Annotated in this window: 25 protein-coding genes; 10 read left to right on the forward strand and 15 right to left on the reverse strand. The window is 32.4% G+C overall.

Translation table 11 applies throughout. The annotated features are described in order from the left end of the window. Positions 1–993 (reverse strand): CmpA/NrtA family ABC transporter substrate-binding protein (locus FWJ34_RS00750; RefSeq protein WP_308253363.1); only part of this gene is annotated, 993 nt, incomplete at its 3' end. Positions 994–1,496: 503 nt separating this feature from the next. On the opposite strand from FWJ34_RS00750, the gene FWJ34_RS00755 reads away from it, so the two are divergent. Then, on the forward strand, positions 1,497–2,663 hold the full coding sequence (locus tag FWJ34_RS00755) for an aminotransferase class V-fold PLP-dependent enzyme (protein WP_308253365.1): 1,167 nt from the start codon (positions 1,497–1,499) through the stop codon (positions 2,661–2,663). Next, positions 2,653–2,874, forward strand: a complete 222-nt coding sequence (locus tag FWJ34_RS00760; protein WP_308253366.1) for a DUF167 domain-containing protein — start codon at positions 2,653–2,655, stop codon at positions 2,872–2,874. The genes FWJ34_RS00755 and FWJ34_RS00760 overlap by 11 nt, the downstream gene beginning before the upstream one ends. A 209-nt stretch (positions 2,875–3,083) precedes the next feature. On the opposite strand, the gene FWJ34_RS00765 is transcribed toward FWJ34_RS00760, so the two are convergent. From FWJ34_RS00765 to FWJ34_RS00775, 3 genes are all read right to left on the reverse strand, one after another. Continuing rightward, positions 3,084–3,410: an STAS domain-containing protein gene (locus FWJ34_RS00765; protein WP_308253367.1), complete on the reverse strand. Its 327-nt coding sequence runs from the start codon at positions 3,408–3,410 to the stop codon at positions 3,084–3,086. 191 nt (positions 3,411–3,601) lie between these two features. Next, a complete protein-coding gene (locus tag FWJ34_RS00770) occupies positions 3,602–3,727 on the reverse strand; it encodes a hypothetical protein (RefSeq protein WP_308253368.1) in 126 nt (41 codons plus the stop codon). Between the two features lie 292 nt (positions 3,728–4,019). Further along, positions 4,020–4,721, reverse strand: coding sequence for a pirin family protein (locus FWJ34_RS00775; protein ID WP_308253369.1), 702 nt, complete (start codon positions 4,719–4,721; stop codon positions 4,020–4,022). A 206-nt stretch (positions 4,722–4,927) separates the two neighbouring features. Here FWJ34_RS00775 and msrB point away from each other — a divergent pair, with 206 nt between their 5' ends. Further along, positions 4,928–5,413, forward strand: a complete 486-nt coding sequence (gene msrB / locus FWJ34_RS00780; protein WP_308253370.1) for a peptide-methionine (R)-S-oxide reductase MsrB — start codon at positions 4,928–4,930, stop codon at positions 5,411–5,413. 161 nt (positions 5,414–5,574) lie between these two features. Next, positions 5,575–6,126 carry a peptide-methionine (S)-S-oxide reductase MsrA gene (msrA, locus tag FWJ34_RS00785; RefSeq protein ID WP_308253371.1) on the forward strand — a complete coding sequence of 184 codons (552 nt, stop codon included), beginning with the start codon at positions 5,575–5,577 and terminating at the stop codon, positions 6,124–6,126. Between the two features lie 4 nt (positions 6,127–6,130). Here msrA and FWJ34_RS00790 read toward each other — a convergent pair whose 3' ends face one another. Then, on the reverse strand, positions 6,131–7,294 hold the full coding sequence (locus FWJ34_RS00790) for a mechanosensitive ion channel domain-containing protein (protein WP_396231602.1): 1,164 nt from the start codon (positions 7,292–7,294) through the stop codon (positions 6,131–6,133). Between the two features lie 1,032 nt (positions 7,295–8,326). On the opposite strand from FWJ34_RS00790, the gene FWJ34_RS00795 reads away from it, so the two are divergent. Next, the gene (locus tag FWJ34_RS00795; protein WP_308253374.1) at positions 8,327–9,406 is read left to right on the forward strand and encodes a 30S ribosomal protein S1; all 1,080 of its coding nucleotides are present in this window, start codon (positions 8,327–8,329) and stop codon (positions 9,404–9,406) included. 95 nt (positions 9,407–9,501) lie between these two features. Here FWJ34_RS00795 and FWJ34_RS00800 read toward each other — a convergent pair whose 3' ends face one another. From FWJ34_RS00800 to FWJ34_RS00820, 5 genes are all read right to left on the reverse strand, one after another. Next, a complete protein-coding gene (locus tag FWJ34_RS00800) occupies positions 9,502–9,987 on the reverse strand; it encodes a hypothetical protein (RefSeq protein ID WP_308253375.1) in 486 nt (161 codons plus the stop codon). A gap of 267 nt (positions 9,988–10,254) precedes the next feature. Beyond that, a complete protein-coding gene (locus FWJ34_RS00805; protein ID WP_308253377.1) occupies positions 10,255–10,971 on the reverse strand; it encodes a transglutaminase domain-containing protein in 717 nt (238 codons plus the stop codon). 55 nt (positions 10,972–11,026) lie between these two features. Next, entirely contained in the window at positions 11,027–11,374 is a 348-nt protein-coding gene (locus tag FWJ34_RS00810; RefSeq protein WP_308253378.1) for a hypothetical protein, read from the reverse strand. A gap of 308 nt (positions 11,375–11,682) precedes the next feature. Beyond that, complete coding sequence (locus FWJ34_RS00815; protein ID WP_308253379.1) at positions 11,683–11,823, reverse strand: hypothetical protein; 141 nt, start codon at positions 11,821–11,823, stop codon at positions 11,683–11,685. A 150-nt stretch (positions 11,824–11,973) separates the two neighbouring features. Further along, positions 11,974–13,446: a carotenoid oxygenase family protein gene (locus FWJ34_RS00820; protein WP_308253380.1), complete on the reverse strand. Its 1,473-nt coding sequence runs from the start codon at positions 13,444–13,446 to the stop codon at positions 11,974–11,976. 248 nt (positions 13,447–13,694) lie between these two features. Between FWJ34_RS00820 and FWJ34_RS00825 the strand changes: the two genes are divergently transcribed. Further along, positions 13,695–14,423: an SDR family oxidoreductase gene (locus FWJ34_RS00825; protein WP_308253381.1), complete on the forward strand. Its 729-nt coding sequence runs from the start codon at positions 13,695–13,697 to the stop codon at positions 14,421–14,423. Between the two features lie 163 nt (positions 14,424–14,586). Then, a complete protein-coding gene (folE, locus tag FWJ34_RS00830) occupies positions 14,587–15,312 on the forward strand; it encodes a GTP cyclohydrolase I FolE (RefSeq protein WP_308253382.1) in 726 nt (241 codons plus the stop codon). Positions 15,313–15,810: 498 nt separating this feature from the next. On the opposite strand, the gene FWJ34_RS00835 is transcribed toward folE, so the two are convergent. The 4 genes from FWJ34_RS00835 to FWJ34_RS00855 form a co-directional block, all read right to left on the reverse strand. Continuing rightward, complete coding sequence (locus FWJ34_RS00835) at positions 15,811–17,238, reverse strand: NADP-dependent isocitrate dehydrogenase (RefSeq protein WP_308253383.1); 1,428 nt, start codon at positions 17,236–17,238, stop codon at positions 15,811–15,813. Positions 17,239–17,385: 147 nt separating this feature from the next. Further along, on the reverse strand, positions 17,386–18,189 hold the full coding sequence (locus FWJ34_RS00840) for a metal ABC transporter permease (protein WP_308253384.1): 804 nt from the start codon (positions 18,187–18,189) through the stop codon (positions 17,386–17,388). A 381-nt stretch (positions 18,190–18,570) separates the two neighbouring features. Further along, positions 18,571–19,992: a type I glutamate--ammonia ligase gene (glnA, locus tag FWJ34_RS00850; RefSeq protein ID WP_308253385.1), complete on the reverse strand. Its 1,422-nt coding sequence runs from the start codon at positions 19,990–19,992 to the stop codon at positions 18,571–18,573. Positions 19,993–20,383: 391 nt separating this feature from the next. Continuing rightward, on the reverse strand, positions 20,384–21,256 hold the full coding sequence (locus tag FWJ34_RS00855; protein WP_308253386.1) for a CbiQ family ECF transporter T component: 873 nt from the start codon (positions 21,254–21,256) through the stop codon (positions 20,384–20,386). 266 nt (positions 21,257–21,522) lie between these two features. Here FWJ34_RS00855 and FWJ34_RS00860 point away from each other — a divergent pair, with 266 nt between their 5' ends. Next, entirely contained in the window at positions 21,523–21,957 is a 435-nt protein-coding gene (locus FWJ34_RS00860) for a dTDP-4-dehydrorhamnose 3,5-epimerase (RefSeq protein ID WP_308253388.1), read from the forward strand. Here the strand turns inward: FWJ34_RS00860 and FWJ34_RS00865 are convergent. Further along, positions 21,920–23,080, reverse strand: coding sequence for a glycosyltransferase (locus FWJ34_RS00865; RefSeq protein ID WP_308253389.1), 1,161 nt, complete (start codon positions 23,078–23,080; stop codon positions 21,920–21,922). The genes FWJ34_RS00860 and FWJ34_RS00865 overlap by 38 nt on opposite strands. A 168-nt stretch (positions 23,081–23,248) precedes the next feature. Here FWJ34_RS00865 and clpP point away from each other — a divergent pair, with 168 nt between their 5' ends. Together clpP and clpX are read left to right on the forward strand one after the other, a co-directional pair. After that, a complete protein-coding gene (clpP, locus tag FWJ34_RS00870) occupies positions 23,249–23,965 on the forward strand; it encodes an ATP-dependent Clp endopeptidase proteolytic subunit ClpP (protein WP_308253390.1) in 717 nt (238 codons plus the stop codon). A gap of 47 nt (positions 23,966–24,012) precedes the next feature. Continuing rightward, on the forward strand, positions 24,013–25,353 hold the full coding sequence (gene clpX, locus FWJ34_RS00875; protein WP_308253392.1) for an ATP-dependent protease ATP-binding subunit ClpX: 1,341 nt from the start codon (positions 24,013–24,015) through the stop codon (positions 25,351–25,353). Positions 25,354–25,431 lie beyond the last annotated feature (78 nt).

Genomic DNA, 25,431 nt, shown 5'->3' on the forward strand with positions numbered 1-25,431 from the left:
CATTAAAGCTGGTTCGAGTATTGTTGCAGGAACATTAAAATAGTTAGCACCAGACAGTATTTGTGCTAATTCCGATCGATTACTCTGAGTATCACACCATTGTTGAGCTTCCATTACCGCTTTGAGTACTGCTTTTGTCGCTTTGGGATTTTTGTCCACCCAGTCAGCACGAATAGCAAGATATTCTTCAGGATGATTTGCCCACATTTGAGCCGTCAATGCTGGCATAAAACCAATGCCATCGGCAACAATACGGGTAGGCCAAGGATCGCCTGTACTAAATCCTTCCATCGAACCTGTTTTCATATTTGCTACCGTTTGGGCAGCAGGTACAGTCATTAAATTTACATCTGTATCAGGATTAATCCCTCCAGCGGCTAACCAGTAACGAATCCAAAAATCTTGATTGGCTTTGGGAAAGGTAAAGGCAGCTCGAAATGGCTTTCCTGATTGCTTTAAACCGACTATATAATCTTTTGCCTTACTCATATCTAAGGTGATATTTTTACCTTCTTGACTCTTGGCGATCGCAATACCATTACCTTGAGTGTTCAACATAGCAAGAACATACATCGGTATTTTGACGTTATTCTTGGTGATCAATCCCTCAGAGATAAGATAAGGCATCGGCATTTGCCATTGTCCTCCATCTATACCACCACCGGCTGAACCAATTTCAACGTTGTCTCTTGCCGAGCCCCAGTTAGCTTGTTTAGCTATTTCGGCTTGATTCATGCCATATTTGGCGAAAAATCCTTTTTCTTTAGCCACAATTAAAGGAGCAGCTTCAAAAATCGGAGCAAATCCCAATTTTATAACAGGAGTTTCGGGAGTCATTTCTGGTGTCAAAGTTGTTGTTGCAACTGGGGTGCTAGGGGTACTACTAGTACTACGAGGTTCGGGAGGATTTCCTAAACATCCTTTTAAAAAAATAGCTGTAGCTGCAGTAGTTCCAGCAGTAGTTAAAAATCGACGACGGGAAAAATTGGACATTTAACCTCCTTATAGCAATAAAGTCATAGTGGTTTTTATATTCACAAAAGACTATGATTTTTTAAAAAATCATTGATTTTAGTCTATGAAAATAATGATACAGCTAAATGTTCCTGAAAAGCTATAAATGGTATTGATTTTTTTTTATAAGTGATATATGTTTTTGTTATAAAAAGATTTTTGAATATAATTTTTATATTACTTAGTACTAAGCTCCAGACGCATCTAAGTTAACTATGGGAGATAAGGAAGAAAGAAGAGGTAAACGTTTGAGTCAAGGCAATGTTAGGAGTTAGGAAACATAGGGAAGAATTATACAATTACATACTCTAATTCTAGCAAGGGGTTTGAGCATCGTTGCCTATTGCCCATTGCCCATTGTCTATTGCCTATTGCCTATTGCCTATTCCCCATTGGCTAGGATACGTTAAATCAACAAATAGAACTAAAATCCTGATATTATTTATCTTTGAGCTTTTAGTTGATTTTTATTTTTTCTATTTATGCAAGATATTCAACAACATCGACAACAATTTTTGGGTTTAAAGGATAAATTTTATTTTAATTTTGGAGGGCAAGGAATTTTACCTCAATCTGCTTTACAAAAAATTATTGATAGTTACGAGCATATTGATAAAGTTGGTCCTTTTGGTTTAAAAATGAATAGTTGGATAGAAGAAAATATTAGCACAGCGAAAAAATCCATCGCCTCGGAGATTGGGGTGACTTCAGAAAGCATCACTTTAACAGAAAATGTTAGTGTTAGTTGTAATATTCCTTTATGGGGTATTGAATGGCAAAAAGAAGACGAAATTTTATTAACAGATGCTGAACATTATGGAATCATTGCTATTGTTAAAGAAATTAGTCGTCGTTTTGGGGTTAAAATCGTTACTTGTCCAATTATTGATACTCTTAATCATGATAATCCTGTCGAAGTTATCAAAAATCATCTAACTCCCCATACTCGATTAGTGGTTATCAGTCATATTCTATGGAATACTGGACAAGTTTTACCTTTAAAGGAAATTGTTTCGGTATGTCATAACTATACTTATAGTCAACAACAAATTCAAGTATTAGTGGATGGTGCGCAATCTGTGGGAAGTTTACCTTTAAATTTAATAGAATCGGAGGTTGACTTTTATGGTTGCACGGGGCATAAATGGTTATGTGGTGCGGCGGGGGTAGGCTTTCTTTATGTTAGGCAAGATTTAATTACTTCTGTTTCTCCTACTTTTATCGGTTGGCGTGGATTAAATTACTCTAAAACTGATTTACCTTTTGCCGATGATAGTCGTCGTTATGAAGTGGCAACTTCTGCTTATCCTTTGTTTACTGCTTTAAAAGAGGCGATCGCCGTGCATCAACAGTGGGGTACAATAGAGCAACGTTACCATCGTATTTGTGAATTAAGTAATTATTTATGGACACAATTAACGAAGATAGAAGGCATTGAATGTTTAAAACATACTGCACCAGAATCGGGGTTAGTGTCTTTTTATTTGAAAAACGGAAAAGATGCCAATAAAATGGTGAAAATTTTGGAAGAAAAGGGGTTTTATTTGCGTACATTAGTTAATCCTTATTGTCTTAGGGCTTGTATTCATTATTTGACTTTAGAAACTGAAATTGAAGCATTAATTAAAGTTATTAAAGATGAAAATTAATGTTAAAGTAAAGCCTAAATCTAAACAACAAAAAATAGAAAAAAATCCTGAAGGTATTAGGATTATACATTTAAAATCAGCCCCCATTGATGGAAAAGCAAATCAAGAATTAAGGGAAATAATTGCACAAAAATTTAAAATAAAAAAAGCTCAAATAACTATAAAACATGGATTATCTAGCCATAATAAAGTTATCCAAATTGATGACTAATTCTTTGTTGTTTTTACTGCAATAATATAGCAATTTTATGTGAGTTCTGAGATTTTTAGAGGTGTTAGCTATCAGCTTTCAGTGGTCGGCTTTAAGATATAATAAGATTTACAGATTTATTTTTTAATCTTTAATTCTTCACAAATGATTTAGGATCGCTATATTATTAAATAACATGACAAAATTTATAAAGTTTGATTGTTTATTATTTAAAAATTTCTCAATCTTTCTTCTAATTCTGATTTATCTTCAATAATCTCGAAAATATTCCCCATATTAGTTAAATCAAATAACATTTTAACTTGATCATTTAAAGACATTAAAAATAATCGCCCACCACTACTACGAATCATTTTTAAAATTAGTACTAAAGCACCTAAACCAGAACTGTCCATAAAAGTTACTTTTTTGAAATCAATAAGAATAAGATTAGTACCTTCACTGATTAAATCACTTATCTGTTGACGAAATAGACTAGATTTGGCATTATCAAGAATACCTTCAGGACGAAGAACTTTTACTTTATTAGGAAGCATTGATCAATAAATAGATTTTGAGTATAGATTATTATTAGTTATCTTAGCGGAAAATGGATAGTAGTTATCTTCATGATTATATTTTGACAAAACTAATATTTTTCAGACTTCTTTACAAGCGATGACTAATGCTATTAATGGCTTATAGATTAATCCTGCTTTATGTTTGGTGAATAGTAATGCTTCTTTGCCTAAGTTAACATGCCTTTGTCTTCTCTCAAATCTTCTTCTCTTTTTAATAAAATATATTTACATCCTTTCATGCTTTTTAATAATTTTTCTCTCTCAGTTATTTTTAATTCTTCAGTATCTTTCATCTAAACTTCTATAATAATTTCATGGTCAGAATTGTGATAATCTGTTACTTCAATACCATCTAAATTAAGTAATTGGGTTCTATCAACAATTAGCGATCTCTTCTTAAAAAAGATCCCAAATGGGTTCTATAACAAGAAAGTGGGATTAGTTTCGGAGTTGATGGCTATTGCTTAAAATATGACTAAAATCATAAAATCATCGTAGAGTGGGCATTGCCCACCTTTATTTATTTTTGTCCCAATTTCCGCTTTAGTAATCTCTTAAAATATACAGAATGTGGGTTATAAATCTTCATTGAAAGTGAAATAATAAAAACTCAGTGTTTTCTTGAAATGATTTTAAAATTAATTTATTTTCTTCTTTAATGGCAAGTCCATCACCAGTTTTTAAAATTTTTTCATTAACATTTAATTCTCCTTTTACAATTTGAATCCAACTATAATCATTATTTTTTAATTGATAGTTGATTGTTTTATCATTACCCAATATACACCCAAATAAATCCACATTTTGATGAATTTTTAACGAGTTTTTTCTACCATCATTAGAAGCTAATAAGCAAAGTTTATCTTGTTTTTCTGCTTGAGAAAATGATTTTTGTTCATAACTAGGAGTTAAATCTTTTGTGTTAGGAGTAATCCAAATTTGCAATAAATGTACAGATTTTTCCTGAGAGTGATTGTACTCACTATGACGAATACCAGTACCCGCTGTCATTCTTTGCACTTCTCCTTGAGGAATTGTGGCTATATTGCCAATACTGTCTTTATGTTCTAACTCTCCTTCTATTACATAGGTAACAATTTCCATATCTTGATGTCCATGAGTACCAAAACCTTGACCAGGCGCGATAATATCTTCATTAATCACTAATAAATTGCCAAAACCAGTATATTTAGGATCATAATAACTACCAAAAGAGAAAGTATGTTTTGTGTCTAACCAACCAAAATTAAGGTTTCCTCTTTCTGCTGATGGACGAATTGTAATCATTTTCTTTTCCTCGGATTTAACGATATTTTTACTATAACAATCTAATGTGAGAAAAAGTTTAAGGTTTTACCGACTTTTCTGATACGGTAATCAGTAATTATTAATGAAAAATTAATTCTTTAGATGAATTAGTAAGTTAAAATATGCTTATTCCTTCAATAAAATTGTCAACTAAAAAATATTTTCACCATAAATATATAACAAATATGAAAAGACGAACTTTTTTCTCTATAATGTTATCAAGTGTTCCTTTATTTTTAGGCATAAAAGAAGTTAAATCTGCTGAAAATAAACCTCAAAAAATATCTTTGTCTGATGCTCAATGGAAACAAAAACTTACCAATGAACAATATAAAGTTTTAAGAAAAGAGGGTACTGAAAAACCTTTTTCTAGTCCTTTAAATGATGAAAAAAGAAAGGGAATTTATGCTTGTGCTGGGTGTGATTTACCGCTATTTAATTCTACTGCTAAATATAATAGTGGCACTGGTTGGCCTAGTTTTTATGAAACAATTGTCAACGCCATTGAAACAAAAAAAGATTTTAAATTAGTAATTCCTCGCAAAGAATATCATTGTGCTAGATGTGGTGGTCATCAAGGTCATGTTTTTAATGATGGACCAAAACCGACTGGTAAACGTTACTGTAATAATGGTGTTGCTTTAAAATTTGTTCCTGAAAAAACTAACTAAAAATTCTTTAATTATTACAAATCAATCAATTTACAATGTTTTTATTCTTATTTAGCGTTTCTTTGTTTTGCTTTATTTTACTTTTTTTCCGTACCGATAGACAATTAAGAATACTATTGGGCAAATTTTACAAGGGATTATTCATTATAATTTTTGCATTCTTGATAATAACACATTTTGCTGAAGCCGACACCATTAAAATTGAAAAAGCTACTTTTGCAGGGGGTTGTTTTTGGTGTATGGAATCTCCTTTCGATGAAATCAAGGGAGTTTTATCGACTACTTCAGGTTATACGGGAGGAAATCTCAAAAATCCTACCTATAAACAAGTAAGTAAAGGTAACACTGGTCATGCAGAAGCGGTAGAAATCGAATATGATAGTAAATTGGTTAATTATAGTCAATTATTAACAGTTTTTTGGCATAATATCGATCCGACGGTACAAAACCGACAATTCTGCGATGTAGGGAATCAATATCGCAGTGCTATTTTTTACCATAATGATGCACAAAAAAAGTTAGCGGAAGAAAGTAAAGAAAAAGTTGCAAAACAATTAAATAAACCAATTTTCACCGAAATTAAGACTATTTCTAGCTTTTACCCGGCGGAAGATTATCACCAAGATTATTACAAAAAAAATCCCCTTTTATATAAATATTATCGTTATCGTTGCGGTAGAGATCAGCGATTAAAAGAAATTTGGAGAGGTTAGATTGTTAAGATATGATGTCTAATGGTGTGGTAAAAATTTGTTGGAAACATTGACGAATTAAATATAAAGGATTTTTATTTTCTTCTTGTGATAATAAACCTATTTCTTGTAATTGTTGTTGATAATCTTGAATCATATCTTGACGCAGATTTAATTCTTGAATAATTTGCTCTGCTAAAAAAGGGTATTCTTTGATGAGATGATAGAAATTTTCTTTTTTGATTAATAATAATCTTGTGGGTTTTGTCGCTTTCATTGTGCTAGGATAAGGAGTTTTTAAAAGTAAAGGTAATTCTCCAAAATATTGTCCTTCTTCAAAGAAGAATAGTGATTTTTGAGTAGTTTTTCCAATAAAAATTGCTTCTATTTCTCCTTCTAAAACTATAGCAAAAAAATCTCCATATTGCCCTTGTTCTATTAAAGTTTCTTCAGGTTGTAAATATTTTTGACCACTTGATTCTATTAAACGAATTAGTTGCAAGTCATTAAAATTATGAAAGAGACTAACTTTTAATAGTAAATATTTGATATGTTTTTCATTGTTAATATTTGTGTTAGGGGTAATTTTTATATCATCTTTATTATTAACATTATGTAACCAAATATCTCTTTGAGGAAAGGGAATAATAATATTATTTTGCCTAAAATTATATTCAATAACATATAGTAAAGAACTGGTAATTGCCGCTCGAAAATTGATTTTTTCTACCCATACCCATAATGAAAAATTGAGGGAATTATCGCCAAAACCCAGAAAAATAACTTGAGGTGGCGGAGTTGATAAAACTTCTTTTACCATAAGAGCTGATTGCAATAAAACATCAGTGACAAGTAATAAATCACTGCCATAAGCTACTCCTATTGGTACTTGAATTCTACCTTGACAATTACTATAATTCCAATTAGTTACACTATTATTAGTTAGTTCTGTATTAGGTATAATTAATTCAGAATCATCAAACATTTTGATCACTGTACAACGAATAGAAACTTCCATAATATAACCCAATTTTCCTTGAAATTCGATCAAATCTCCTACTCTTAATTTGCCTTCTCCTAATAAAGTAATACCACTAATTAAATTACGAGTTAATTCCTGAAAACCAAAGCCAATACCAACGCCTAAACTACCAATTATGACGGCTAAAGAGGTTAAATTTATGCCCATTATATAAATAACAATTAGATAGCCAATGGTGGCAATCATAAAACTTATAAATGTGGAAATAACTTCTCTATTACTCTCACTTATTTTTAAACTTAAAAGTATTTTATATTTTAAAGTATTTTTTAAAATTTTGGCTATAATAGTTACTATTATTAGTAGTAATATAGTTTGAAAAACCCATCCTAAAGAAATTGCTTTTCCCCCTAGATAAAATAATGGATTAGTGAAGGTATTTTTTTACCAATTAAACATTCTTTTCCTCCCAGCAAATTATGGGATATTAAAATATAGTAATGCTCTGTAAATTATGAGAATACGATCAATATTTATTTGTCTTCGATAGATTCATGATAAATTTTAACACTGATAGATAAATTTGATTTATAATTTCGGGATTTCTGTTAATATGTGTTTTCGATATATAGGCTGCGAAAAAAATTGCTTGAACTGATATTTATATTTAATAATTATGATTAAACCGTTTCAAAAGTTTCACCAATACCGTTAAATGCCTTTTTATCCTTTAATAATCTCTCAATTCCTTCGATTTGATAACATCTTAACCAGTATTGAATGATAACTCAATGTTTACCGATGATTTGCGCTACTTCGGTGATGGTTTTTGCTTGTGGACTTTTAACAAGAATAGAACTATTTTAAAATAATATTGATATAAGTGAAAAATTGCACCTTTTTAGTGTTAGATTAGATAATTGGCTATTATTCACCAACCCAGTTTTTCCTAAAAGGAATCAGTCCAACATGAATGTTACCAAGAAAATTAACCATTAAAAGTTGATAACTTGGTCAATGTTTCTATCTTAATCCATGTCAATCATCACTTAGTTGTGAGTACAAATATCTAAAAAACTAAATAAGTAATTATAGATTGTTTGGACAGTGATTAAAATTCATTATCAAAATAATGAGAATATCAATTAGTCAGTAAACTTGAGTAAACTTTAAGTTTCTGAGGAGGGATTTAAAATTATAGCAATAGTAAGTAAATTTGAAACAATAAATGAAATGCCTATGGTCAGTCAGACACAAACCCTAAATAATAATAATAATATCGGCTTTACCCATGAAGACTTTGCCGCCTTATTAGATCAATATGATTATCATTTCAGTCCTGGTGACATCGTTGCTGGAACTGTTTTTAGTATGGAGCCAAGGGGAGCTCTGATTGATATAGGAGCAAAAACCGCCGCTTATATTCCTGTTCAAGAGCTTTCTATCAATAGAGTTGATGATCCCAAAGAGGTATTACAATCTAATGAAACTAGAGAGTTTTTTATTCTAACCGATGAAAATGAAGATGGTCAATTAACTCTTTCTATTCGTCGTATTGAGTATATGCGTGCTTGGCAGAGAGTTCGTCAATTACAAGAAGAAGATGCTACTGTTTATTCTAATGTTTTCGCTACTAATCGTGGTGGTGCATTAGTCAGAGTTGAAGGTTTAAGAGGTTTTATACCAGGATCTCATATTAGTGCTAAAGATACTAAAGAAGATTTAGTTGGTCAAGATTTACCTCTCAAATTTTTAGAGGTCGATGAAGAGCGTAATCGTCTTGTCCTCAGTCATCGTCGTGCCTTAGTTGAACGCAAGATGAACGGCTTAGAAGTTAGCCAAGTAGTAATTGGTTCTGTTCGTGGTATTAAACCTTATGGTGCTTTCATCGATATTGGTGGTGTTAGCGGTTTATTACACATCTCCGAAATTTCTCATGATCATATTGATACTCCTCATAGTGTATTTAATGTTAATGATGAGTTAAAAGTGATGATTATTGACTTAGACGCTGAAAGAGGACGTATTTCTCTCTCCACTAAGCAATTAGAACCCGAACCAGGTGATATGCTTAAAAATCGTGATTTAGTCTTTGAAAAAGCCGAAGAAATGGCGGTTAAATTCAGAGAAAAATTATTAGCAGGTGACACTACTACTATAGATCCAGCAGAATTAGAAGGTATTTCGGCGGAAGAAGATGTAACTATTGAAAATAATCCCAGGGATGATCGTGAAATTGTTTCTGTAGTATCTAATGATAACACAGATTCTCATGCCACTGCTCTAGATGAAGAGCTTATTCCGTCTGCGGTTGAGTAATTTTTTATTTTTAATTTGTTGTGTAAGTATCAATTTCAGATACTTTTATCTAAAACATAGCAAGGGGTTTTCAAATATCCCTTGTTTTTTATTGTTTATTTGTATTCTAATAAAGCCCAATAACGGGAATCCTCTGGAAATTTAGCAAATACGATTATTTTTCCTGAATCTATATTGATATTCCCCGTAAAAACATTTCCATAACGGGTTAAATCTTGCCATTGATTAGTTGATTGATTAAATACTTTTACTTCTATTGCTGAATCAATTTTTAGTTTAAAATAAGTACTTGGATTGGCAGATAAATTCGCCATTAACGGTGATTCTAAATAACCATTATTATCAACAAAATGTTTAAAAGTTGTCGGAAATTTATCGCTACTACTACTTGCCGAAATTTGATACGTTACTATTAAAGGATAATTATTACTACCATCTTTTGGTTTCGCAAATATCTCCAATTCATAATCCCCTTTTTCAGGAAACCCCGTATTAACTATAATATTTTTTCCCTGTTTCTGCACAAAAGTATAATTATCTGATAACTCTTTTTCTCCTGATTTTAATTTGGCGATCGCCACAACATTTGTAGGAGCATTTAAAGTAATATTAAGACGATTATTAGTATTAATTTTAAAATTTTTATGACTAACTAACTTTATATCATATTCAAATAAAGTAGAAGAAACATCAGGTAAAGTATCAAATTGAGAACGAGAAATAGGTATATTTAATAATTGCCATTGGGGATTTTCAGGGAAATGACTATAAACAAATTCCTCTGGTTTTGTGGCAAAATAATAGGGATTAAAATTAGCATAAAAAACATTATTACTAACAGTACCTGCTCACCAAGTAGTATCAATTATATACCAGTTTTGATTAATTTTAACTGCATTCCAAGCATGATTAACTTCATTATCATCTCCGACAACATAGTTAATACCTTTAGCATATCCAGTAACAATAACAGATTTTAACCCCATATATTGAGCCAATTGTTGATATAAATTAGCATAACCAGAACAAATAGTTGATCGAGTATTTAAGACAGTTTCAACTTTTATATCAGGATAAATATTGTTTTCAAATAAATCAGCTAAAGCCGCTACATCATAAGTAATATTATCGGTAATCCATGTATAAATAATTCGAGCTTTTTCTTCTTCAGTGTCAGCATATTGAGATAAAATATTAGCTAACTCTTGAACAGAATTGCCATTATATTGAATATTTCTAGCAGTATTATCAATACTAGTAAATCTTTTTTCTTGAAGATTAACAGGATTATTAATAACAATAGGTTCATCAATTTTTGTAACAAATTCTTCTGTGATGAATTTAAGAGAATTAGGAGAAAAAGACAAAAAGTTAGCAATATTTTTCCAGGTTAATAATTCAGAATTTAAGCCAAAAAATTGTGGATAATTTTTAATCGTCAACCCAAAAGATAAAAATATAATTATTATCAATAAATTTGAAATAAAACTACTCTTTTGTTGATGATTTTTTCGAGCTTTATTTATGCGTCTTTCCCATTCTTGATATTCTCTATTTGTCGCCATAAAAATAGTTAGTAGTTAATAGTTTTACTTTAGGCATCTTGTCATTTCCTAATTTTTAATTATTAAGAATTTCTTCCATAAAAAGTCTTAATTTTTGTTTAGCAATGATTAACTTATTTTCGTCAAATTGAAACTCTTGTAACTCAGATAAAAATTCTATATATTCAGTATCAAAAACTATTCTAAAATCATTAATGTTCCATAATAAATCAGAAGTAAAACGTAAATCATGAATGGTATCTTTCTGAGAAAAATAATTATGATTTTGAGCTTGTAAATCAACTAAAAGTATAGGTCTAACCCAACATATTTTACGCTCATTAATTACTTCAATAACTTCACAATATAAAGAATTTTTGGTACTATCTAAACACACTATTTGACGGTTAATAAATTGTGCCATTTTTTAGTTAATAGTTTTTGAATGTTTAGCAAGATGCAAAGGTTAGTTATATAGCAATCCTATGTGAGTTATAAGATTTAAAGAGGTGTTAGCTATCAGCTTTCAGTAGTCAGCTTTAAGGTATAGTAAGATTTACAGATTTATTTTTTAGTCTTTAATTCTTCCCGAATGATTTAGGATTGCAATAGAAAAGACAAAGAGATAAAATAGAATTTATGTTGTAGAATAAAACCCCTAAGTTACCATTGAAAAAAGATAAAATAGAGGTAAATAATAACTTATTTTGAATTATTGAAAAATAATTAAATTTAAACTACAACATAGGCAAATTTAAGTGCCCAGATAATTAAAGCGATAATGCTTCCCAGAATAACGACAGCGGAAATACCGATAATAATAGGCTTGTCTGCACCATCAAACTTCATGATGCCACGATTTAAGTCAGACATAAAATTCTCTAAAGGAATATAAGATTATTTCTTATTTTCTAGGTTAGCTTAAAAAAAGCGATAATTATCAAATCTGAGAGAAAAATTCACCATTCTTAATCTTTTTCTCACCAATTATAGAGTTTAAACCCCTTGCCTATTTATCATTTTTCATTCCTCATCATTAGCTTTCCAACTGCCATGCAATCCATAAGGGATATGTTGCTTTAAATGTAATGTTGTTATTGGGTTACTAATATCTTTCCCCTCAAATATAACTAATTTTGAATGATGAGAACTAGAATCATAGATTAAAACCAATATCCAACCATCATCTTCTGATTCTGGATTCTTTTTAGGTATAAATACTGGTTCACCGGCAAAGCCTTTCGGGGCAAAGGAGTATAATTCTTCTTTTTGGGTAGTTAAATCTAGTTTCAGCAAACCTTGTAAAGGAGCATTTTTTGTGGGATGATCTACAGCACCAATAAAAATATAACGGTAATTTCTGCCTACATTTTTTGGATTGATAGAGGGAAATTCGACACAACGATTATTAATTAATTCTTGACTAACTTTTTTATTAATTAAATCAAGTTTAAACCGCCATAATTTTCCGGGTGCAAGTTTCTCGAAATCCACTTCTTTATAACTATTATCAGGATCAATTTGACTTAATTGGGCATAACAAATGGAGTCGATAGCAATTTCATTACTATTCACCTCAAAGGCATTAGCATGATGGAAAATGAAACCTGCTTTTGTTTCAATAGTAATAACTTTTTCATGGGGTGCATGACGAGGAATTAAAATAATTTTAGTGGGTTGGTTACTATCAAAATTTACACATTCTCCAGCACCTTTAAAACCGAAAATAAAAGGAAAAGGGTTATAGGTGGTAGGATTTTGAAAAAAGATGCAATAGTTAGAGGTGATCAAAAAATCATGGATAAAAGAAAATCCAGGAGTTGTATGACTATATCGATCAATAATTTTGCCTAATTCGTCAAATTCATAAACAGTAATAGTGCTAGAAAGTCCAGGTTTGATACCAAAATTGACTAAAGAAGGTTTATCGTGATTCAATGGGGAATAAGGATCTATTCTAGGATGAGCACTAAATACATCTCCTTTTTGTAAAATACCATCTAAATTATCTAAACCCATGGTTTCTAAATTTTCAGGATTAAGACGATAGGGGTGTGCTGCTTCCCATAAAGCTAATAATTTATTTCCCCAATAAATAATGTTAGTATTAGCAATATTTTTTACCCGTATATCAAATAAGTTAGCTAACAATCCCCCCGGTTTTTGACTACCAAAGACTCCCCGATAAAGCATTTTACCTGCTTTTTGCTCTTCTAAATATTCCTTAGTTTTTACAAAGCGATTACGAAAAAAACACCGCCCATTTTTAAAAGTAAAAGCACAAATCATACCGTCACCATCGAAGGGATGTTGTAAAGGTGTACCATGAACTTCTAATAATCCTGGTCCATTACGATATAATGTTCCCGATAATTCTAAAGGTATCTCTCCTTCTATCTCTTCAATCAAATATTCTAATTCTTGGAATTGGGATTCATAACCTTGTCGCCAATCTGATAATGAGTATGATTGAGACGGTTTTTCTAACTGTTGCATCGTATTTGCTTAAAATAAGTTAATATTTATTAATAATTCTTTACCAATTATAAATTAATTAGCCATTAGAAATTAGAAATTAATCACTTCCCTCTCTTCTCATTATTGATGTTATAATGCAGAGGGTGATTTTTGTTACAAAACTTCACATTATTGACAACTACTAACCTGATACTCTAATAACAGAAGCTAGTTAAAGTTTAAATCCAATCTAGTTTACTAACTTAAAAAGGAAAGCAATATTTATCATGGAATATTCCCCAAATCAACGAACAGCTATCATTACCGGAGCTAGTAGTGGAATTGGTAAAGCAACCGCCATCGCTTTTGCAAAATCAGGCATTAATTTATGTTTAATTAGTCGTCAACAAGCAAAATTACAGGCAGTAGCAGATATAGTTTCTGAATATGGAGTAAAAGTTAAAATAGTTGCCACTGATTTAGCTGAAGTATCTACCGTAAAAGCACAAATAGAAACCATTGCCAAGGAATTGGGAACGATCGATATTCTTGTGAATAATGCAGGAATAGGTTATACAAACCTTCTTCGAGAAACATCCTTAACAGACTGGCAAGAAGTATTAAATCTAAATTTGACTAGCGTTTTTCAATGCGTTATGGGGGTACTACCGCACATGAGAAAACAAGGTCAAGGTACAATTATTAATGTAGCGTCTATTGCTGCCAATAATGCTTTTCCAGAATGGGGAGCTTATGGTATAAGTAAAGCGGCTTTAGTTACTTTTAGTCAGTGTTTAGCTGTAGAAGAAAGAAGCAACGGCATTCGAGTCACAATCATTTCTCCGGGTGCAGTTAATACACCAATTTGGGATACTGATACAGTACAATTGGATCTTAATCGAGGGGCAATGCTTAAACCGGAAACTATCGCTCAAACTATCTTACAAGCAGTATTACTTCCTCCAGAAGCAGTTATCGAACAATTAACCATAACCCCTAGTCTTGGGGTGTTATAGATTAATATTTACTTTTCAAACCACGAATTTCATTAACTTTTTTGTGGTGGTGTTTTTGCTGGATAAATCCCTAAAACATCTTAATTTGTTGAGCTTTTTTGGTTCAAGTAACGAAAATCCCTCCCCTAAAATCACACCATTAAACTAATTTGTTAACTTAACTATGACAGACTTTTCCAACGGTTCTAATTCTAACAAGACTTATCCTGATATTTCTTCTTCCATTCTCACAGATGTGTATAACAATGTAGCGACAAGACCCGATCGTAATACCCATAACGGACAAGTAGCCCAAATTCATCTTAGTCAAGAAGAAGAAAATAAACAGCAAATGATGGATGCTGTCACCACAATGTTAAAATCAGTGGGAGAAGATCCCCAAAGAGAAGGACTACTCAAAACCCCTAAAAGAGTAGCAGAAGCCATGCAGTTTTTAACCCAAGGTTATAGCCAATCGTTGGAAAAACTGGTTAATGGTGCTATTTTTGATGAAGGTCATAACGAAATGGTATTAGTCAGAGATATTGATTTTTTCAGTCTTTGTGAACATCATATGTTGCCTTTTATGGGCAGAGCTCACGTTGCTTATATTCCGAATCAAAAAGTAGTTGGTTTAAGTAAATTAGCCCGTATTGTAGAAATGTATTCTAGAAGATTGCAAGTACAAGAACGCCTTACTCGTCAAATCGCTGAAGCAATCCAAACCATTCTCGATCCTCAAGGAGTAGCTGTGGTAATGGAAGCGACTCATATGTGTATGGTAATGCGTGGAGTACAAAAACCCGGATCATGGACTGTCACCAGTGCTATGTTGGGAGCATTCCAAGACGAAAATAAAACCCGTGAGGAATTTTTAGGTTTAATTCGTCATAAACCCAGCTTTTTATAATAATTACTCATTCCTAATTAGGGTTTGCGTCAAAAAATTACAGAGGATAGAGACACCCTTTTTACCCACCCCTTGTTTTGCAGGGCTTTTTCATTCTCCCAATTTGATTTAACTCAAAACTATAATTGACAAGAAATCTAGAGATTTTTTCATATTAGCAAATCAATTATTGAAAAAAAACAGGATATTTTCGAAGCAAATTAACTCACTTTAGTAGAGTTGGGCTCTGAGCAATGAAATTTATTTCTTTGCCGGATAATGATTTTCATCAATAACTCGCTTTGCAATAAATTGACAAAACTAATAAATAGCTAAAGTCAGAAGACAGCGACTCCAAAAAATGCAATTTAGCCCCGACTTTGAAAAAACCCTGCTTAAAAAGAGGGAAGAGAATGGACACTCTTACAATTAACAATTAACAATTGATTTGGGCAATGGCTCAATTCTTAATTCTCAGATTTTTATTGCCTTATAACTATTTTAGTATTACTAAGCACTTCAATGATCGAAATTATCAATGATTGCCTGTGCAAACTCTGAACATTTCAACGGTGGTTCAACAGGAGGTGTCATCATCCTTGCTAAATCGTAAGTAACTTGTCGAGAGGCGATCGCCTTACTAATTCCGTGACGAATTAAATCTGCCGCTTCTTGCCAACCCAAATATTCTAACATCATCACACCTGAAAGGATAACAGATCCTGGATTAATGCGATCAAGTCCTGCGTGTTTCGGTGCTGTTCCATGAGTAGCCTCAAAAATAGCACAACTATCACCAATATTAGCACCTGGCCCCATACCTAAACCCCCGACAATGGCAGCGGCGGCATCAGATAAATAATCGCCATTGAGGTTCATAGTTGCTAAAATAGAATATTCATCGGGACGAGTTTGGATTTGTTGGAATATACTATCAGCAATGCGATCATTCACCATAATTTTATCTTTCCATTGTCCATTACCGTGAGTATTCCAGATAGCATCTAAAACCTTTGTTACTTCTGCATTGATTTGAGCTTGTTTTTCAGGGGTTAAAGCATCATATCCGGGTTCAATTTTACGAGCATTATCTTCTATCGAAAGATTAGGATTAGCCTCTTTATTACTTAATATCCATGATTCAGTTTCGGTAACGCAAACATTCCGAAATTCAGTAGTCGCAACTTCATAACCCCAGTCACGAAAAGCACCTTCGGTATATTTCATAATATTGCCTTTGTGGACTAAAGTCACCATTTGCTTATGTTTCGGTAAACGTAAGGCATTTTGAATAGCACGACGCACTAAACGCTGTGAGCCTTTTTTACTAATAGGTTTAATGCCAATACCAGCATCGAGGGGAATTTGTTTATTTTTATGTTCAGGAGTAGCAGGAATTAATTCCTCATTGAGAATTTTAATCAATTTTTGTCCAATTTCTGAACCTTCCTTCCATTCAATACCTAAATAAATATCTTCGGTGTTTTCCCGATAAACAATAACATCTAATTTTTCAGGAGTTTTATGGGGGGATGGTGTCCCTTCATAGTAACGACAAGGACGAACACAAGTATAAAGATCAAAAATCTGTCTCAAAGCTACGTTAAGAGAGCGAATACCGCCACCAATGGGCGTTGTTAAAGGGCCTTTAATAGCAATACCATATTCTTTAATAGCGGTTAAAGTGTCTTCAGGTAAATATTGATAAGTGCCGTATTTTTCACAAGCCTCATCCCCAGCATAAATTTTAAACCAGTTAATTTTCTTTTTGCCACCATAAGCTTTTTCCACCGCAGCGTTAATGACTTTTTCCGAAGCCGGCCAAATATCTACCCCTGTACCATCACCCCGAATGAAAGGAATAATCGGATTATCAGGTACAATAGGCAAACCGTTGTCAAATTTAATTTTATTACCAACTTCAGGCAGTGTCAATTTTTCAAACATATTATTTTTCAAAGTTATATTTTTTCTTCTTTAGAATAATATGATAAAGGATATTGAATAGTGAATAGTGAACAGTTAATAATTAGGAAGTTAAGATTAAGGGTTGATTTTTCCGTATTTATTTTATCTTCTGTATTATGATCGAAATCAGTTATTAATGGTTTTAATACCTAAACTTAAAAAATAAGCAAATCCTGACACCACAATAATAGTTGCCCCTGAAGTCAGGTTCAAGGTATAAGAAAGCCATAAACCAATTAAAATGAATAAGATACCTAAAATACTGCTTAATATGATCATCTGTTTGATTTCTCTGACAAATTGATTAGCTACCGCCGCAGGTATAGTTAGTAAAGCGATTACCATAATTAATCCTACTACTTGCATCACCATCACAATGGTTAAGGCGATTGCACTTATTAACATCAAGTATAATTTATTTACTGGAATATTTCTAGTCGTGGCGAAAACAGGATCAAATGATATTGCTAATAACTCCTTATAAAATAAGCATACCATCATCACGATAATCACATCTAAAATAACCATGATTAATAAGTCACTTTTTGGCACAGCTAAAATACTACCGAAAAGATAACTCATCAAATTGGCTTTATAACCTTTAGTTAAGTCAATCAAAATGATACCAATACCCATACCAATTGCCCACATTGTGCCTATAATAGTATCTGCTCTTTCTTTTGTATTTTTTTCTACTAATGCCATACCTAACCCTGATAATACGGCAAAGGCGATCGCCCCTATAATGGGATTAAAACCAAAAAAATAGCCTAAACCAATTCCACCATAAGCAGAATGAGCGATACCACCACTAATAAACACAATGCGATTAACTACGACAAAAGTACCGATAAGACCACAGGCAATGCTAACTAAAACACCCGCCATTATGGCATTTTGCATAAATTCTAATTGTAAAATCTCGAACATAATTTAGGAATGAGGAATAAGGGGAGGAGATACCTAATATTTAATTTTAATTATTAGTCAATTTATAAATTAAGATAACTTCATTTCTTCGATAATCTTAATCGTAAAGATTCGTTCCCATTTTGGATTAAAACGGCAGTTTTGGTATCTTCAAATAAAATATTGTCCGTAGGATAAACTTTCTTCGGTTTTGCCTCAATTTCTGCGTCTAGGCTATCCTTTTCGTCTTTAGCTTCTCACTATCATCCCCAATCTAGCTTTAAAGTATCTTTAATTCCTCTAATTCAATGGAAACTGAAAAAAATAACTTTTGTTTTTCAAATTGAATCCGAGAATGAAAATCCCCTGCTTGAAAAAGGGGACTTCAATCTTCTTCTATATTTAACAATCGTAATATAAAGAGAACTCGTAAGGATGAGGACGAAGACGCATAGGGTTAACTTCATTGTCTAGTTTATACTCAATCCAGTTTTCAATGAAATCTAGGGTAAAGACACCTGTATCAGTTAAGAAACTATGATCTTTTTCTAAGGCTTCCAATGCCGCTTCTAATGATCCTGGAGTAGAAGGAATTTTGCTTAATTCTTCAGGAGACAAATCATAAATATCCACATCTAAAGGTTCACCCGGATCGATTTGATTCTTAATACCGTCAATACCTGCACATAACATCGCAGCAAATGCTAAATAAGGATTACTGGTAGCATCCGGACATCGAAATTCTAAACGCTTGGCTTTGGGGTTAGTACCAGATAAAGGAATACGAATAGAAGCAGAACGATTACCTTGAGAATAAGCTAAGTTTACAGGAGCTTCAAAACCCGGAACTAAACGCTTATAAGAGTTGGTGGTAGGATTGGTTAAGGCTAAAAGAGCGGGAGCGTGTTTGATGATACCACCAATATAGTGTAACGCCATTTGACTTAAACCTGCGTATTTATCTCCAGCAAATAAAGGTACTCCTCTATCCCAGATAGACTGGTGAGTGTGCATACCAGAACCATTATCATTGAATAAAGGCTTAGGCATAAAGGTAACAGTTTTACCATATTTTTTAGCAACGTTTTTGATGACATATTTATAAGTCATTAAATAGTCTGCCGCTTTTACTAAAGTCGCAAATTTAATCCCTAACTCATTTTGTCCACCAGTTGCAACTTCATGGTGATGTTTTTCGATGGGTACACCACAAGCCGCCATCGTTAAGAGCATTTCAGTACGAATGTCTTGTTGGGTGTCTGTAGGAGCTACGGGGAAATATCCTTGTTTGTAACCCGGTTTATAACCTAAGTTACCACCTTCTTCTACTCGCCCAGAATTCCAACGTCCTTCAACACTATCAACGTAGTAATAACCTTTATTTTCAGTTTGATCAAAACGGACATCATCAAAGATGAAAAATTCGGCTTCCGGACCAAAATAAGCAGTATCACCAATACCACAAGTTGCTAAATATTCCACTGCTTTAGCCGCAATACTACGGGGATCTCTCGAATACCATTCCCCAGTACGAGGTTCTTTAATACGACAAATCATGCTTAAAGTCGGTTCAGCATAAAAAGGATCGATCCATGCGGTGGTAGGATCAGGTACCATTGCCATATCAGAGTCGTTAATAGCTTTCCAACCACGAATACTTGAACCATCAAAAGCTACACCATCCACAAAAGAACTTTCGTCTATTTGATCATAATAAAAAGAACAGTGTTGCCAAATACCGGGCATATCAATAAATTTGAGGTCAATAATTTTAATATTATTATCTCGAATCATTTGTAAGACTTCTTGTGCTGTTTCTGGCATTAATTATTTCTCCTTTAACTTTACTTACTTTATTTTGTCGCTCAAACACTTAATGCTAAGGATAGATTTATTTTAATTTTGTAGCAATTGATACATAATCAAGAAAACAGACAACGATGCACAGGCAATGGGCAATGGGCAATGGGCAATGGGCAATGGCTAAATTCTTCAGGGAATAGTTATTAAAATTGATAATTTCTCACCTAAAATAGATTTTCAGTACCAGTGTAAAATTAATCAATGCCCTTTGTTTTTCTCAAATCTATGATAACAAGGGGTTTAAACTCCTTGCCTATATACAATTAATTTTGCCTACTTACTTAATTTTTATTTTGCACTCGTGTCTAATATCTATTATCTTAAATTTGTTCTAAAAATAGTTCATTTTCACTTATGTACCTATAGTCATTCTGCCAACCCAAAATAAAAATAATAAAAATAAAGATAAAAAATCAGATATATTTAACTTTAATTTATGCCATTTTACTTGATGTTTATTCGGAGTAGTAAATCCTCTTATTTCCATCGCAATCGCAATTTGTTCTGCCCTTAATAGGATATTTTCTAATAATCTTTCTACCACAATTAACCAAATTTTGATACTTTTTTTGATCCCTAATTTTTTCCATTTTATTGCTCTTGTATGAATTGATCTAATTAAATTTTGGATTTCTTCTAATACTAAAGGAATAAATCTTAAAGATAAAGTTAAGGTTAAAATTATCTCTGTAATCGGTAATTTAAACTTTCTAAAAGGTAATAATAATTCTTCAATTCCTGCGGTAATTTCTTCAGGTGCAGTAGTTAATAAATATAAAATGCTACTATAAATTAAAGTAAAAAATAAAGTGCTAACTCTAATGGCTAAATCAAGCGATCGCAAAGTAACTTTAAAATTATTAATTTGAAATAAAATATATTGATAATCTTTAGGTTGCTTGATAAGAATATCGCTACTAGGTAACCTTGGTTGATAAGAGAAAGTTAAACCATCAGGGGCAAAAGATGTTAGGCGAAAAATAATACCAGCAAAAAATAATAGCCAAGTCATCTGTTTTTTCTGTACTCGCCAAGGAATTAAAGCTAGACTGGTGACAATTACTAAAAATAATACTAAAAAAATACGCCAATAAGGATTAGCTAATAATGGAGAAAGAATCAGACTCATCAACCATGCTAATTTAACTCTTGGATCGAGTTTATGTAACCATGTTAAAGGTTTCTCTAAGTATAAACCAATGGGAAGCGATCGCAATAAATCCATAATTGATAGTTAATAATAAATTGTGCTAATTCTTAAACAAGGGGTTTAAACCCTTTAATAATAGACTTTTTGCAGAAGTTAGGGAAAAGGGAAGGGGGAAAGTAAAGAAATTTCAGATTAAACTTGATCAATTTGATCTTAGTTTTTCTACAAGAGATTTAATGATTAATTGCTATATCATAGTTTGGTTTTTTTCGTAATAATTGCAACATTTTTTAACAATCATTTCTGTTAAATTTAAAAAAAGGACTAGAGGTGAAAAAAAGATGTCACTAAAAAGAAAAATTGAAATCAAAAAATTAGAATCAATTCAAGGAGGAATGTCTCAATTTTATACTCCTCAATCTAGCCACGAAACAATGTTAGTGCAAATACCACCCCAAAGTATTGATGATTTATTTGTACATCATTTTCAAACGGATCAATTATTAGTTGTTAAGGGTAATTTTGTTTTAATAATTTTGCAAAATCGACAATATCAATATATATATTTAACGGAGGATAATCCTCAAGTAGTCACAATTCCTCCTGGAATCCCCCATAGTTCTATAAATTTCAATGATGAACTTTGTTTATTAGTTAATGCAGTATTACGTCATGGAAAACCTCACCCAAAAGATTATCAATCTATTAAAAAACCTTTTCCCTATGACTTGAATCAAGTTAAACAAATAAGCTCATCACTTGTGCTAAAGTCTTAGTCAGATTATCCATACTATAGTTATTAATACAAAGTTGCCTCGCTAAATTACCTTTATTCTCCCCTTGGGAGTAATCATTGAAAATAAGATTAATCTTTTCGGCGATCGCATGAGGAGATTGAGGTTCAATCAAATATCCCGTATCTTTTAAAATATTAGGGATTTCTCCGACTTTAGTGGCAATAATCGGTTTTCCCATGGCCATTCCCTCAATTAACTCCAAGGGAAACTTGGCAACAGTGGTTAAACTTTCCTTCGGTGTTACTATTACGATATGACTCATGGCGATAAATTCTGCCATGTCATCAAAGGCTACAGGGATTATTTGTATTATCCAACGTTCCCATTTATCTATTAAAGTTTTTAAATAAGAAGATTGATTTTTATTACCTCCAATTAATACTAATCTGAGATCATTTTGATTTAAACTATCTAAGGCGGTAAATATATCTTCTAAACCCTGATCTGGTTTCGGTGTACCTGTAAACATTAATAATCTATAATCTGATAAGCCATATTTTGCCCGAATAGCCATAGGATCAAATTTACTAGGATCAAATAAATCCGTGTCTTTTACATTAGGCAGATAAGTGCCACCATAACGATATTCTAAAAATTTACTGCTTAAGGTTATACCATTTACCTTTTCGATAACTTTTTCTAACCATTTAACATATAAAGGATGTTGGGGTTTTTTCAACTCCCCATTACCAGACAAAAAATCGCCAATCAAACTACCTTGATATTGCCAATCATCACCCCCAAAAGCCCCCATTTCCCAATCATCAATATCTAAAATGATGGGTTTTTTACTACGCCATGCTTTAAATAATCCCAATCCAAAACTACTTAATTGCGGTTTAATAACATAAAGAATATCCCCATCAATTTGTGCCGATAAATCTAACCCCAATTTAATCAAACTAGGTAAATTTACACCATGAAAATAGGTAATTGGTAAACCAACAGGAGGTTCAGGGTATATTTGTTCTCCAAATAAAAAACCAAAAATATTAACTTGATAACCTAATTTTTGTAAACCCTGGGCAATAATATAACCCCTAGTAGTGCCTTGAGATGATAAATCAGGAATTAAAACAGAAACTTTACTTTTATTCGTCATAGCATCAAATGCGATCACATGAGGTTAACTAGAATGGTGAAGCAGTTAAGAATGAGTAATCATTGTATCATGAATTGAAAACGAGAAAATAGAGCTACTGATCGATCTGAAATAGTATAATATTAGATATTAGTACTTAATAAGGCTTAACTGTAACGGCAAAAAGCTATGCTAAAATCTCAATCACCTCGAAGTTTATTCCACAATAGTTATAAACCTAATCTATATTCCATTAGGCCAGAAAATATAATTAATAACGCTATACCGATGGTAGTTGAATCTTCCGGCATGGGAGAAAAAGTTTTTGATGTTTATTCAAGACTACTGAGAGAAAGAATTATTTTTGTGGGTACGGCTATTGATGATAAATTAGCAAATTCTGTCGTAGCTCAGTTACTATACTTAGAAGCCGAAAATCCGACAAAAGATATTTATCTTTATATCAATTCACCAGGAGGTTCAGTTTACTCAGGTTTTGCTATTTATGACACGATACAACATATTCAACCCGATGTTTCTACTATTTGTTATGGTATAGCCGCTAGTATGGGGGCATTTTTACTCTCTGGAGGAACAAAAGGAAAACGTCTAGGTTTACCCAATTCTAGGTTTATGATACACCAACCTCTCGGCGGAGCAGAAGGTCAAGCCAGTGACATTGAAATTCAGGCAAAAGAAATTCTCCATGTGAAGAAAAGATTGAATCAGTTATTATCAGATCATACCAGTCAACCTCTTGAAAAAATTATCGAAGACACGGAAAGGGATTTTTATATGTCATCCACAGAAGCTAAGGATTATGGACTAATAGATGACGTAATTATCCGAGATGGTATTGATCTTCCCATTAGTCGCCAATCCTTAGATTTAAGCGAACTTCTATAGTTAATTACTTCTTCTTTTGAGCAAAAATATTTATTAATCTTAATCCTATGGCTAAATACGACTCTCATCTTAAATGTTCCTTTTGTGGTAAATCTCAAGAACAAGTACGCAAATTAATCGCTGGACCGGGTGTTTATATTTGTGACGAATGTGTGGAACTTTGTAACGAAATTTTGGAAGAAGAATTGATACCCAGTGAGAGACAAAATTATCCACCGAAATCAAAAGCCAATAATAAATCAGCTACCTCCAGTCATCGTAAACCCCTTACTTTTCATAAGTTACCAAAACCAGTTGAAATCAAAAAAAGATTAGATGAATACGTTATTGGGCAAGATGAAGCGAAAAAAGTTCTTTCAGTGGCTGTCTATAATCACTATAAACGTTTGACTGTTGCTGAACAGGATCAATCTTATGGCGTTAATCCTGAAAATTCTGTTGAACTTCAAAAATCGAATATACTATTAATCGGTCCCACAGGATCAGGTAAAACCCTATTAGCTCAAACTTTAGCAAAAATTCTTGATGTGCCTTTTGCTATTGCTGATGCTACTACCCTTACAGAAGCAGGATACGTTGGGGAAGATGTAGAAAATATCCTCTTACGCTTATTACAAGTCGCTAATTTGGATTTAGAAGAAGCTCAACGGGGTATTATCTATATTGACGAAATTGATAAAATTGCTCGTAAAAGTGAAAATCCTTCCATTACTAGAGATGTATCAGGAGAAGGTGTACAACAGGCATTATTAAAAATGTTAGAAGGTACAGTGGCAAATGTACCACCTCAAGGAGGCAGAAAACATCCTTATCAAGACTGTATTACTATCGATACTAGCAATATCTTATTTATTTGTGGTGGTGCTTTTGTAGGTTTAGATAAAATTATAGAACAAAATAAAGAGAAAAAAGTTTTAGGCTTTGAAATTGTCCCTGACATCTCCACCAAAGAACAAAGAGTATCTGATGCTGCTCGTCAGTTACAACCAGATGATTTAGTGCGTTTTGGTTTAATACCTGAATTTGCAGGGCGTTTACCCGTAGTAGCTGTGTTAGATTCTCTTAATGAAGAAACTTTAATTTCTATTCTCACTCAACCTCGAAATGCTTTAGTTAAACAATTTCAAAAATTAATAGGTATGGATAATGTTACTTTAGATTTTGAACCTGAAGCCATCCGGGCGATCGCCAAAGAAGCCTACAGACGTAAAACTGGTGCAAGAGCTTTAAGAGGAATTGTGGAAGAAATCATGTTAGATGTGATGTATGAGTTACCTTCTCGTCAAGATGTTCAACACTGTGTCATCACCAAAGAAATGGTCGATAAACGCAGTACAGCAGAACTATTACTTCTTCCCTCATCCTTACCTAAACCAGAATCAGCTTAAATTAATTAAGGTGTGCTATTGGGAATCAGAAAGCTATTAAAATTTTAGAATTTAGAATTTAGAATGAAGATTTTACCA

The sequence above is a fragment of the Geminocystis sp. GBBB08 genome, assembly GCF_016743215.1.
Taxonomy (GTDB): Bacteria; Cyanobacteriota; Cyanobacteriia; order Cyanobacteriales; family Cyanobacteriaceae; genus Geminocystis.